Annotated in this window: 13 protein-coding genes and 1 riboswitch; of the genes, 2 read left to right on the plus strand and 11 right to left on the minus strand. The window is 41.2% G+C overall.

Features of this window, described 5'->3' with window-relative positions; genetic code table 11:
- Nucleotides 1-20 precede the first annotated feature (20 nt).
- The 5 genes from cshA to AKG37_RS15910 all read right to left on the minus strand — a co-directional run bounded on the left by cshA (nucleotide 21) and on the right by AKG37_RS15910 (nucleotide 5,400).
- The gene (cshA, locus tag AKG37_RS15890; protein ID WP_060699696.1) at nucleotides 21-1,520 is read right to left on the minus strand and encodes a degradosome RNA helicase CshA; all 1,500 of its coding nucleotides are present in this window, start codon (nucleotides 1,518-1,520) and stop codon (nucleotides 21-23) included.
- A gap of 165 nt (nucleotides 1,521-1,685) precedes the next feature.
- Nucleotides 1,686-2,024, minus strand: coding sequence for an avidin-fold protein (locus AKG37_RS15895; protein ID WP_060699697.1), 339 nt, complete (start codon nucleotides 2,022-2,024; stop codon nucleotides 1,686-1,688).
- Nucleotides 2,025-2,151: 127 nt separating this feature from the next.
- Entirely contained in the window at nucleotides 2,152-2,844 is a 693-nt protein-coding gene (locus tag AKG37_RS15900; protein WP_060699698.1) for an alpha/beta hydrolase, read from the minus strand.
- A 26-nt stretch (nucleotides 2,845-2,870) separates the two neighbouring features.
- Nucleotides 2,871-4,235, minus strand: coding sequence for a UDP-N-acetylmuramoyl-tripeptide--D-alanyl-D-alanine ligase (locus AKG37_RS15905; RefSeq protein ID WP_060699699.1), 1,365 nt, complete (start codon nucleotides 4,233-4,235; stop codon nucleotides 2,871-2,873).
- Between the two features lie 82 nt (nucleotides 4,236-4,317).
- Nucleotides 4,318-5,400: a D-alanine--D-alanine ligase gene (locus AKG37_RS15910; protein WP_060699700.1), complete on the minus strand. Its 1,083-nt coding sequence runs from the start codon at nucleotides 5,398-5,400 to the stop codon at nucleotides 4,318-4,320.
- A gap of 184 nt (nucleotides 5,401-5,584) precedes the next feature.
- Between AKG37_RS15910 and AKG37_RS15915 the strand changes: the two genes are divergently transcribed.
- Complete coding sequence (locus tag AKG37_RS15915) at nucleotides 5,585-5,905, plus strand: thioredoxin family protein (protein ID WP_060699701.1); 321 nt, start codon at nucleotides 5,585-5,587, stop codon at nucleotides 5,903-5,905.
- Between the two features lie 338 nt (nucleotides 5,906-6,243).
- Complete coding sequence (gene fbpB, locus AKG37_RS18660) at nucleotides 6,244-6,393, plus strand: Fur-regulated basic protein FbpB (protein WP_003214266.1); 150 nt, start codon at nucleotides 6,244-6,246, stop codon at nucleotides 6,391-6,393.
- Between the two features lie 98 nt (nucleotides 6,394-6,491).
- On the opposite strand, the gene AKG37_RS15920 is transcribed toward fbpB, so the two are convergent.
- The 6 genes from AKG37_RS15920 to dctP form a co-directional block, all read right to left on the minus strand.
- Nucleotides 6,492-6,827 carry a hypothetical protein gene (locus AKG37_RS15920; RefSeq protein ID WP_008359528.1) on the minus strand — a complete coding sequence of 112 codons (336 nt, stop codon included), beginning with the start codon at nucleotides 6,825-6,827 and terminating at the stop codon, nucleotides 6,492-6,494.
- Nucleotides 6,828-6,944: 117 nt separating this feature from the next.
- A complete protein-coding gene (locus AKG37_RS15925) occupies nucleotides 6,945-7,712 on the minus strand; it encodes an ABC transporter permease (protein WP_060699702.1) in 768 nt (255 codons plus the stop codon).
- Complete coding sequence (locus tag AKG37_RS15930; protein WP_060699703.1) at nucleotides 7,690-8,616, minus strand: ABC transporter ATP-binding protein; 927 nt, start codon at nucleotides 8,614-8,616, stop codon at nucleotides 7,690-7,692. The genes AKG37_RS15925 and AKG37_RS15930 overlap by 23 nt, the downstream gene beginning before the upstream one ends.
- 114 nt (nucleotides 8,617-8,730) lie before the next feature.
- Complete coding sequence (locus AKG37_RS15935) at nucleotides 8,731-9,972, minus strand: dicarboxylate/amino acid:cation symporter (protein ID WP_060699704.1); 1,242 nt, start codon at nucleotides 9,970-9,972, stop codon at nucleotides 8,731-8,733.
- A 74-nt stretch (nucleotides 9,973-10,046) separates the two neighbouring features.
- A riboswitch (cyclic di-AMP (ydaO/yuaA leader) is annotated at nucleotides 10,047-10,182 on the minus strand.
- Nucleotides 10,183-10,245: 63 nt separating this feature from the next.
- A complete protein-coding gene (locus AKG37_RS15940; protein WP_060699705.1) occupies nucleotides 10,246-11,268 on the minus strand; it encodes an AI-2E family transporter in 1,023 nt (340 codons plus the stop codon).
- 198 nt (nucleotides 11,269-11,466) lie between these two features.
- Nucleotides 11,467-12,735, minus strand: a complete 1,269-nt coding sequence (gene dctP, locus AKG37_RS15945; protein ID WP_060699706.1) for a C4-dicarboxylate transporter DctP — start codon at nucleotides 12,733-12,735, stop codon at nucleotides 11,467-11,469.
- Between the last annotated feature and the right edge of the window lie 88 nt (nucleotides 12,736-12,823).

A 12,823-nucleotide genomic window follows, 5' to 3' on the forward strand; every position in this document is an offset into this window, starting at 1 on the left:
AAAGGATTCGCTCTTGTATATTAGTTGTTATAAGATTTCTTTTGACGACGATCGTTAGAAGAACGATTGCGGTCATTTGAAGAACGCTTTTTATCACCATAAGATGAACGAGTGCTCTTGCCTTTTCCACGGTAGCCTCCGCCACCGCCGCCTTCTCTACGTTTAGAAGAGCTACGGTTGTTACGATGACGTTTTGAAATCATTGGTGCTTCATCTGTCAAACGAACAGGCGTTGCATCCGGCTCTTTTGTCATCATTTTGATGGCAGCTGCAACCACTGTCACAGAATCATGATCTTCTAGCAATTCAGCAGCAGCTGTCATGTAGAAGTTCAAGTTGTTTTCACTGATGATTGTGCGTAGACGGTCAACTGTTACTTGCTGTTGTCCTTCAATCGCCTCATCTAGTGTAGGTTCTTTCATACGATCCATTTTACGTTTAGTCGTTTGCTCAATCGCACGAAGCATATCTTTTTCACGTGGTGTGATGAAAGTCATCGCCATACCTGTACGTCCTGCACGACCTGTACGTCCAATACGGTGTACGTAGCTCTCTGGATCTTGCGGCACGTCAAAGTTATACACGTGTGTAACGCCTGAGATATCAAGTCCACGTGCTGCAACGTCTGTTGCGACAAGCACATCGATTGAACCTTCTTTGAATTTACGAAGCGCAACCATACGTTTCGCTTGAGTCAAGTCACCATGAATACCTTCAGCTGTATAACCTCTAAGGTTAAGTGCTTCAGTCAATTCGTCAACACGGCGTTTTGTACGGCCGAAGACAATTGAAAGCTCAGGTGATTGAATGTCAAGAAGACGAGTCAGCGTGTCAAACTTCTTACGTTCGTGAATATCCAAGTAGAACTGTTGGATGTTAGATACAGTCATTTCTTTTGCTTTTACTTTTACGTGTTCTGGGTTTGTCATGAAACGCTCTGCAATGCGCTTAATTGGTGCAGGCATTGTCGCAGAGAATAAAAGTGTTTGGTGTTCACTTGGTACATTTGAAAGGATCGCTTCAATGTCTTCGATGAAACCCATGTTTAGCATTTCGTCTGCTTCATCTAGCACGACTGTTTCAACATTTTGAAGACGCATTGTACGACGGTTAATGTGATCGAGTAAACGTCCTGGAGTCCCTACGATGATATGAGGATTTTTCTTGAGCGAACGGATTTGACGGCCGATATCTTGTCCACCGTAAATAGGAAGTACGCGTGCACGCTTGTCTTGTCCAATTTTATATAGCTCTTCAGATACTTGAATCGCTAATTCTCTTGTTGGCGCAATGATAATCGCTTGGATATTTGGAGACGCTGGGTCGATTTTTTCAACCAGAGGAATACCAAACGCTGCAGTTTTTCCTGTTCCTGTTTGTGCTTGTCCGATGACATCTTTATTTTGAAGACCGAGAGGAATCGTTTCTGCTTGAATCGGTGTTGCTTCTTCAAATCCCATGCGGTTAATAGCTTTCATGAGACTTTCGCTTAATTGAAAATCTTGAAACGTTATAGTCAATTTATTCAAACTCCTTCTAATTGCTGTTTCAGTAATCTCGTGAATGATCATTAAAAACTGCCCTTTTCTAAAAGGACAGGTCCATTATATACAAAGCCCGAATTACCCTACCTTATATCTTACCATTACACTATTTGTTTTTCAACAAGACAGAAATGGATATATCTACTGCTCTACAATGACAGATTCACCTTCACTTTGATCTCCGTCCATCCATTTCCACTTTTCGAACAGTTGAATTTTCCCGTTACCCAGCTGCTTTGGAGTGGAATTGCAAGAGCCGCTTCTCATGCTGCCGTCCTTGCTTACGTGGTGGTATCTAAAATGAAGTGTTCCATCCTCATTCACAGTTCCTACAAGTACGCCAGATACAATACTGCCGCCTTGGTATGTGCCCGTTAATATATTTCCGTCCTGACGATATTGAAATTTAGTTCCTGCCGACACTTCTCCGTTACTCGAATTAGACTGCGGGATAAAGGTTTTTCCGTCATATTGAAACAACCGAATCAACCACCTTTTCTTTCCTATTGTAACATAGGCCTGTCACTCATTCGACAAAAATGATGCAAATTTTAACAAGTGGGATTCAATTTATATTAGTTTAGCCACATTTTAGCTTTTCTATATATTAAATTGCTTTTTTTAGAAAATGTTCTACTTTCTCAAACAATTGCTGGGCACATGGCTCATGACAAACATGATGTTTACAATCAGGCAAATAAAACATTTCTTTCTGGTGGGACGGAACCTTATGATAAATAAATTCTGCACTAGAAGCAGGCACAATCCCGTCGCTTTCACCTTGAACAATTAACACAGGAAGATGGAGCTTCTCAAGCGAACGCTTCGTTTGCTTCACCAGCTTCATAAATTCCACTGCAGCTGAGAGCGGCGTGCTGGACAGCTTATGACGATACCGGTCATACAAAGGATTCGCATGAATTATGCCAGACAGAGACTCCTTTACCATCTGCCTTGTGTCTTGCATCATTTGTTTCGGATTCACATATTTTGCCGCAGCACTTAAAAGAACGAGACGGGCAACTGGATACTTCGCTGCTAAGTAAGATGCAATCATTCCGCCCATCGAAAAGCCGATCAAATAAATGGTGTCACAGGTTCGGGAAAGGGATAAGAGTTCTAGTTCAGCAGTGGCAATCCATTCTTGATAGAGAATGCCTTTTAACCGAAGCTTCTCTCCATGCCCTGGAAGCGTGACAGACTGCACGTTCCAATCTGCCGCCTGTTTTAAATATTGTGCCAGCGGTTCTACTTCATAAGGAGCACCAGTAAAACCGTGGATACATAAACAGCCAATCATTCTGTCACCTTCTTTGCCGCTTCCTTTTATAGTGCAGTAATGACTTCTTCCAATCTCATTCCGCGTGAGGCTTTGACAAGCACAACATCGTCAGGCCCTGCCACTTCAGCTAACTTTTTCTTCAGATCCTCTTTATCCGTAAAGGAGAACACGTGCTCAGCCCCGAATGATTTCTTCGCTCCTTCAGCAATGAATGCACCTAGGCGCCCATACGTTAAGACATGATCAATAAATTCGGGCTTGATGTAACGGCCCAGCTCATAGTGATACGTTTCTTCTTCGCTGCCCATTTCAAGCATGTCTCCAAGTACAAGAATACGATTTGCAAAGCCGTCCATATCCCCTACAAGATCAATTGCAGCTTTCATAGAAGTTGGACTTGCATTATACGCATCATTGATGACAGTAATTCCGTTTTCTGTTTTAAACAGCTCAAGACGCATCCCTGTCAACTTGGTTTGCATCAGTCCTTGGGCGATTTGTCTTTCATTCAGCCCAAAATGCTGACCTATCGCAATAGCGGCAAGTGCATTCTTCACATTATGTTTCCCTAATACAGGAATGAGAAACCCTTGAGCATACCCTTCGACTTGAAATTCTGTTCCTTCTGCAAGCTGGTTGATGTGTGTCACCTTGATATCACAGTCGTCTGCTTCTCCGAAGGTTTTCACACGCAGCGAAAGTGAATTTGCTCTTTCTCGGAGCAAAGGCTCATCTCCTAAGTAATAAAAGATGCCATCTTCTTTTAACCCTTTTGTAATCTCATATTTTGCATCAGCAATGGCTTCTCTTGATCCTAAATCCTGCATATGAGATTCCCCGATATTTGTGATCACTGCTGCATCCGGCTCAGCAAGGTTTGATAAAAATTCAATTTCGCCTTTTGCACTCATACCCATCTCTAATACAGCGATATCTGTCTCTTCTGGCATCGCAAGAATGGTAAGCGGAAGACCGATATGATTATTAAAATTACCGTCTGTTTTATGAACTTTGTACGCCGTTTGCAGAACGGAATGAATCATGTCTTTCGTTGTGGTTTTCCCATTACTTCCTGTAATACCAACAACACGAGGGTTTTCTTCTTTTAAGTATGATTTCGCCAGCTGTTGAAGTGCAGTCAGTGTGTCCTCAACAAGAATAACTGGAATGCCTTCCGGTGGATTGGCTTCTTTTTGATTCCAAAGAACAGCAGCTGCTCCCAGCTCCACTGCTTTTGAAGCAAATGTGTGACCATTAAAATGTTCTCCAATAAGCGGAATAAACAGTGCGCCTTTTGATACTTTTCTTGTATCTGTTGTCACTCCGTGAATCTGCTCTTCGCCAAAAGCTTGATTAGATAGTGTTCCACCAGCCATTTGGGTGATTTGTTTCACTGTACGTTTGATCATGATTTTTCGCCTCTCTTTCTCATTTCACGTTTGAAGGAAAAGAGACACTACCTATAAGGATAGTGTCTGCTTGCTGCTTACATTAAAAAGTGGTTTTAATGGTTTGTTTTTCTTGATGGCGTTCAATTGCAAGTGACACCAGCTTTTCAATCAACTCTGGATACTCTACACCAGTTTGCTTCCAAAGCAGAGGGAACATACTAAATGGTGTGAATCCAGGCATTGTATTCACTTCATTGATCAACACTTCGCCTTTTTCTGTAAGGAAGAAGTCTGCACGTACAAGACCAGAGCCATCGAGGGCTTTAAATGCCTTAATCGCCATATCATGAATCGTCTTGTACTCATCCTCTGACACACTCGCAGGAATGATCAAATCTGTATCGCCATCTTCATATTTTGCTTTGTAGTCATAAAAATCTGTTTTAGGTGCAATTTCACCAACGACAGAGCATTTTGGCTCGTCATTGCCCAATACACCAATTTCGATTTCTCTTCCAACGACGCCTTCTTCTACGACTACACGACGATCATATTGAAAAGCGAGGTCGAATGCGGTCTGCAGTTCTTCTTTGTTGCGGCATTTACTAATTCCAACACTTGACCCCATGTTGGCAGGCTTCACAAAGCATGGATAGCCAAGTACTTTTTCGACTTGTTCTAAGCTGTCTGGTGTCGCTTTTTCATAGTCTTTTTTATTGAAGGAAAGGTGCTTTGCTTGTGCAAGTCCTGCTTGTGCAAACACATCTTTCATCATGACTTTATCCATACCCGCAGCAGAAGCGAGAACGCCGTTGCCGACATACGGGATATTTAACAGTTCAAGTAATCCTTGCATGGTTCCATCTTCACCATTTGGTCCATGCAGCAATGGGAAGACAACATCAATTTTTTCATCAGCTGATGCAGGCTGTGGAAACATGCTTTCATTTAAAGAAGTTGGTAAAAACGTCTTTGCGTTCTGTTCAAATTGAAGCATTTTGACGTTTGATACTGGTTCAGTGAGTTTTTCTCCTCTTAGCCATTCACCCTCTTCTGTAATATAAATTGGATGTATATCGAACTTCTCAGTGTTAAGTGCTTTTGTAACTGCAAGGGCTGTTTGCAGTGATACATTATGTTCGGCTGACTTTCCGCCGTAAATTAATCCTAAACTTATTTTCAATGGATACTCCCCCCACTAAAATTCATCTTTACTATCTTATCACTTTCAAGTAAAAATGCTCTAATTAATTTTTGTTGTTACGAAATTGAAATGATTTGTAAAGGTTGTAAGCGCCTCCTGAGCATTTGTATGTCATTCGCCTTTATTTTATATTAAAATGACATTGAAAAGGAGTTGTGACAAATTGAAAAAAATCACAAGTACTGAACAATTTAATGAAATTATTCAATCAGACAAAGAAGTCATCGTTAAATTCTTTGCAACATGGTGTCCTGACTGCACAAGAATGGACATGTTCATCCCAGAAATCCTAGAAGCTTATGCTCACCATGAATGGTTTGAAATAAACAAAGATGATTTCCCTGAATTAGCGGAAACGTATCAGGTAATGGGTATTCCAAGCCTGTTAATTTTCAAAAATGGTGAAAAAACAGGTCATTTACACAGTGCAAACGCAAAATCGCCTGAAGAAGTGACAGAGTTTCTTCAAGAGCACGTTTCTTAATTACTTGAATAAAGGACATCAGCAAACTTTTGCTGGTGTCTTTTTTATTTCTCCGCAACCTATAACTTCAAATCTCTACATAAGACGAGATATGCGGACAAAACGTTTCACGAACTTAAGATGTCCCGATCACGACAAGAATTGACAGGAATTATTTCCTGGGAAAGAATTCGCCGTCGACGCCGCTGGGAATATGTCGTTTACGTGAATTTTCTGAATTGAACCTTTACTTCTGACATTTGTCTTTGTATAATGGAGTTGCTAATTGAAAATGATTATCAATTTCATCTGTGTGAAATCATATAGACATCTATTCTGATAAAGGAGCGATGAGTCACATGTCTAAAAAGAAGATCAAAACCTATCAGCAATTGATTGAAGAGAACAAAAAGGCCATCATGCGCGATCCTAAAATGATGGAAAGTATATACGAAACCATCGACAAAAAACACCAGAAGCAGCTTGCAGCTGCTGGGCGTGAATCATAAGTACAAGAAGAGCAGTCATAGCTGGCTGCTCTTTTGTCTGCTTCAACACAAATAAAAAAGCCGATAAAATCTGTTATTCGATTTTATCGGCTTTTGTTTTAATGTGATTTCGCTACACGGTCCTGCTTCATTCCTAAATAAATGAGCATATATGTGAGATAACCCATTGTCATCGTTAAACCACCGAAGAAGAATTGAGAAAAAACTGGTTCCTCAAATGTTGTGACGGCAGCAAGAATGATCCAGCTCGCATATAAATAGACCATGAACCATTTCATGTTTCTTTTAAGTGTATACAGAAAGAAAAGACCCGCTAACGAAAAGATCCCCAGCGCTAGTCTGAAATAAACAAGATGATCAAACTGGAAGGCAAAAGACACGAACGAAAACGACAGCAGCAACAGAATTGGTAAAGCCGTAATGAAATTTTTCACGATAGTGCCACCTCCATGACTCCTTCTTATTATAAGACAAAATCAGCTGGGTATCGTGAATTACCGACTCGTTTTCACAAAGATGTCACGAATTTTTCTTGTTATTTGACACAATTTTTACACATTTACATCTCGTTTCCAAAAAAGGACCCAAGCCGCACCAACAAAGAAAACAAAATGCGCCCCCACTATCAATAGAGAAAACAATGGACTCATCCCTTGAAAGGGCGGCGGTCCTTGAAAACTGTACTGAGTAAAATCTGTATTAGCAAAAAGCAGGATTTTCCCCCACTGATTTTCTAAAAGAGACATGATGGGCACAAGTGATTTCGCCGCATATAAAACAAAGAACGAGATCACTAGTGCAACGAGACTGTTCCTAAATAAGCTGGAGCACATAAAAGCAAAGCTCGCCATCATGATCACTTCCACCCACTGCGATCCGATTACGGCAAACGTATGCTGAAATAACCGTCCCGTCGTTTCATCAAATTCAGTACCAAAGAAAATAAGACCAAATAAGAAAGCTAGTACATAATAAAAAACAAATAAGTAAATGACCGTCAGCACAAGTGTGATGTATTTTGACAGAAAGATGTGCAGTCTTGTTTTTGGCCGGATCAATAAAAACTTAATCGTCCTTTTTTGAAACTCTGTTGAGATGAGGGTGGCGCCAATAACGACAGCGAGCACCTGTAAAATAAACACGACATTCGTAGAATAAGCAAAATAGTTTGCGACTGTGTCTTGTCCCCCAAAACTGGATATCACTCGTTTCAACGTTAGAGCCATTGCCAGTTGAAAAACAACGATCAAGCCAAGGGCAATAAATGTGATCTTTTTCCTCACAATTTTCTTATGCTCATTCTTGATGAGTTGAAGCATCTGTCGTCCCGCCTTCCGTCCATTTCATAAACGCCTCTTCAATCGATTGCTTTTGAGGCATCATTTCAAGCACATCAAATCCCGCCAGTACAAGCTGTTTGTTCAGCTCTGGCACACGTTCCTTGTTCAGTTGAAGCAATAGGCGCTCCCCATTTCGTTCATATGTATACTCGTGTGCATCAAGCCACGAAACTGCTTTTTCGACTGGCTGAATATTCATCAGCACCTGTTCTTTCCCCTCCATATCTTGGAGATATGCACTAGCTTTGATCTGTCCCTTTTGAATGATGATCATGCGGTCACACAATTCCTCTACCTCATGCAATAAATGCGTAGCAAATAACACCGAGGTTCCTTCTTCTTGTACGAGCATTCGCAAGTGCTCCCGGAATTCTTTCATTCCTGCAGGATCAAGTCCATTTGTCGGTTCGTCTAAAATCAGCAGGTTCGGCTGATGCAAAATGGCTTGTGCAATCCCCAGCCTTTGCTTCATCCCTAGTGAATACGTCTTGACCTTCTGATGAATGGCGTGCTCTAGACGAACTCTTTCCACCACTTCCTGAATGCGTTCCTCCGTCACACCATCGTGCATGGCTGCATACATTTCAAGGTTTTCAAAGCCTGTTAAATACGAATAAAATTCAGGATTTTCTATGATCGCACCAACGGATGACATCGCCTTTAGAAAATCCTCATCTTGTGAATATCCATTGATCAAAATACGGCCATTGTTTTTTTTCATTAAACCAACGATCAAGCGGATCAAGGTTGTTTTTCCAGATCCATTGGGACCAAGTAATCCGACAATTTCTCCTCGCCCAATGTCTATAGATATATCCTGCAAGATCATTTTCCGGCCAATTTGTTTATCGACTTTCTCTACTTTAAGAACAGCAGACTGCAAAGTGGTTCCTCCTTCTAATGTAAAGCCTATGGCGGCTCATTCTGTTAAAAGTATATCATGCAAGACAAGGACTCCATGAAAAAAAGGGCTGAAGCCATCAGCCCTTTTTGAACATTACATCGATAGGTGAGGTGATGAAGTTTCTTTCTCGTGTTTTTTCTCAGTTTCTGTCACGATCACCGCACATGCGGCGTCACCTGTAATATTGACAACGGTTCTTGCCATATCTAATAAGCGGTCTATGCCTAGGATCAGCGCAATGCCTTCAACAGGCAGATTGACAGAATTTAATACCATGGCGAGCATGATGAGACCTACACCTGGCACACCTGCTGTGCCGATACTTGCTAATACTGCCGTTAAAACAACAGTCAGCATTTGAACAAGCGTCAGTTCAACTCCATATACTTGTGCGATAAAAATGGTCGCGACCCCTTGCATAATCGCTGTGCCATCCATATTTATGGTTGCACCCAGCGGCTGCACAAAGCTTGAAATCGGCTCTGGCACCTTTAACCGCTTTTGCGCTGTTTCCATTGATACCGGCAGCACTGCGTTACTGCTTGAAGTACTAAATGCAACAACCATCGCTGGAGAAAATCCTTTAAAGAATGCCATTGGATTTCGTTTAGCTAAGATAGCAATGGTTGATCCATATGTCAGGAAGAAATGCAAGATGAGCGCAATGAACACGACCGAGAAGTAGAGTCCCATCGCTTTCATCGCATCTAGCCCCTGACTGCCGATCGCGGTTGCAATCAAACCGAATGTTCCGTACGGTGCGAATTTCATCACAACACCGACAAGATACATCATTAATTCATTTCCTTGTTCAAACAGCTTCAATAAGCCCTCCGTTTTTTTACCGAGCATGGCAATGCCGAGACCTAAGAATAAACAGAAAACGATGATTTGAAGCATATCTCCTTCAACTAAAGATTGGACTGGATTGGTTGGGATAATGTTGAGTAGTGTTTCTGCCATTGATGGGGCTTCCTCTGCGGAATAATCAGCCGTTTTCGTATCAAAATTTCCGAACGCGCCCGGCTTGATGAGTAAGGCCAATGAAATGCCAATAATGATGGCAAAAGTCGTAGTGAGTAGAAAGTAAGTAATGGTTTTTGCGCCAATTCTGCCTAGCTTTTTCGGATCACCGAGGCCTGCTACACCGAGCGTGATCGAAAAAAATACAATTGGCACAACGAGCATTTTAATCAGGTTTAAGAAGATTTGACCTAGAGGCGTAAATAGATAAGGGTCTAACACTTTGAATACATTTGGAGCAAAAATGTTGAGCAGCAGTCCTGTGATTGCACCTACAAACAAGGCAATAATAATTTTCGTCGCTAGCTTCAATAAAATCTCCCCTTCCTCGTCAAAAAGCCCACGAGAGAGTCTTCTCGTGGGCCTGTGTGTCCATAAGTGTACCACTGTTCACTCTCTTCACGCCGATGAGGTTAGCTGACGGGTTAGGACGAAGAGATGTCCTTTTTTCTCATGAAAGAAAAATTCACCCCAAAAACATGGGTCCCCCATTCCTTTAGAAGGATTAAGCGTGTGGTAATATGATATTTTCATACCATTTATACCTTATTTTCGGAAAATTGTAAACAGGTTCATATGAACTTTTTAATTACTTTCTTCCTTATTTGTGACCTCTAAAATATCTAAAAGAAACACAAAGATTGGGATACCGATAATAAGACCCCAAATGCCAATGTAGTGTTCAGAGAAGATCAGCACAATAAATGTGAAGAAAATAGGCAGCTCTGTTTTAGCTGACATGAGCTTGGGATTTAAGAAGTAAGCTTCAATTGCATGGATGATCACAATGACCAGCACTATATAAAAGACGTACATCCCGCCTCCAAGTGTATACGCAATGATGCTGAGCGGAATAAGAGAGATGACCGCACCCGCTACTGGAATTAAGCCTAGTAAAAAGACCATGACCGCTAATCCAAATAACTGCGGGAAACCCATAATGCCTAGCGCGATTGACGTTAGCACACAGTTAACAGTTGCAATAATAAATTGTGCTTCAAGCACCTTTCCAAACGTTCGGGTAAATTTACGTCCAAAGAAGGCGATTTCATGATAGAACACAGCGATTTTACTCGTTTTGAACTTGTTCATGAATTGAATGAGGCGTTCTTTTTCAAGCAGGAAGAACAGGCTTAATATTAAAGACATCATGACCTGGATACTGAACGTGCTGAAATCTGTTAAGTATGTATAGAGGAAATTAAAGCCTTTTTCAAAGAAAGCTGATATTTTGAAATCTCCGAATACGTTCGTGATGACATCAAAGAAGGGTAAATCTTGCGGATGATCTGCAATTTTCTTTCCTAAATGAAATAACTGCTCCACCTGTTTGGCAATGATTGGCACAAAAACGAATCCGCCAAACGTCAATCCACCAGCTAGGAGAATATACAAAATGGTAATGACCGATTTCTGTCCTATTTTCAGGAAGCGATTTAAAAAGCCTCTAATGACTTCCTCTAATCGATTCATCAAAAAGGTGAAAATGAAGGTCAAAAGAATTAAATTCATCATTCCTCTTAATAGATATAATGCTGTGGCTAATACTACAAATACTAAAAACCGCTTAACACCGGGTTTTTCAAACAATTTTAAAAATGCCGCCATTACGTTACACACCTGCCAGGACTAAAGTCTATTTTTCATCGTATCTGATATACATTATATCGGATCTTTCTGTAAATTATATAATAAAAGGTTTATGAGATCTTACGTTTCGTCGTAATTTTATTGATTTTTCTTTTTACATAAGAAAAAACCGAACCCATGTAGAACATAAGGTTTCGGTTTTTGGTTGTTTTTATACTAAACAGCCTGCTTCATATTCCTCATTTCTTGAAGCGCTGTTTTGCTCTTTGTTTCGTCAAATTCACCTTCACTCTTCGCAACAACAATTGTTGCGATACCATTTCCAATCAGGTTTGTAATCGCTCTTCCTTCACTCATGAATCGGTCAACACCAAGCAGCAGTGCAAGCCCTTCAAGCGGAATGACCTGAAGTGCAGCAAGTGTAGATGCGAGCACGATAAATCCGCTTCCTGTCACCCCAGCAGCTCCCTTTGATGTCAGCATGAGAACAAGGATAATGGTGATTTGCTGACCGATGGATAGGTCAACACCAAACACTTGCGCCAAGAAGACCACGGCCATTGATAAATAGATAGAAGTTCCGTCTAGGTTAAAGGAATAACCCGTTGGAATGACTAAACCAACAACAGACTTAGAACACCCGTAACGTTCCATTTTATCCATCATTCTTGGCAGCACAGATTCCGAAGAGCTTGTGCCAAGAACAATCAAAATTTCATCCTTGATGAATCGCAGATAACTGAACAGGCTAAAACCATACATTCTACAAATGATGTTCAGCACAACAAAGATGAATATGAACATTGTCATATAAACGGAGAGCATCAGACTCGCGAGCGGTTTAATCGATGCCAGCCCAAAGTGTCCGATCGTATAGGCCATTGCCCCAAATGCACCGAGCGGCGCAGCACGCATGATATATCCAATGATTTTAAAGAAAACGAGTGACAGCTTATCAAGCCATTCGATGATGCCTTTCCCCTTCTCGCCAAGTGCAGCGAGCGCAACACCGAATAAAATAGAGAAGAATAAGACCTGTAAAATATCACCCTTTGCAAAAGCATCTACCATGTTAGATGGTACGATGTGTGTAACAAATTCCATCCAGTCGATACCCTGTCCTCCATTTTGGGTATACTGCGAGACATCCCCTTTTTCGAGCTTACTATAGTCAAGACCCGCTCCCGGCTTCATTATATTGACAACAAACAGCCCGATGACAAGCGCAAGCGTCGTCACAACTTCAAAATAGATAAATGCTTTTCCCCCAACTTTTCCAACCTTTTTCATATCGCCCATCTTGGCAATCCCAAGAACAATGGTTAAGAAAATAATTGGCGCGATGACCATTTTAACGGCATTGATAAAGGTATCACCAAGCGGCTTCATTTCTTTTCCGACATTTGGCCAAACCATCCCGACAATGATCCCGATGATGACAGCTGCAACCACTTGGAATGTCAGGTTTTTCAAAAGCCTCTTCATAAAAAATCAACTCCCTCACCCTTTTATGTAAACGCTTAACTATTATCTGTAGGTAAATGATAGCGATTTCATCAAAGGCTGTGAAGCT

It is taken from the genome of Bacillus australimaris (assembly GCF_001307105.1).
GTDB classification, from domain to species: Bacteria; Bacillota; Bacilli; order Bacillales; family Bacillaceae; genus Bacillus; species Bacillus australimaris.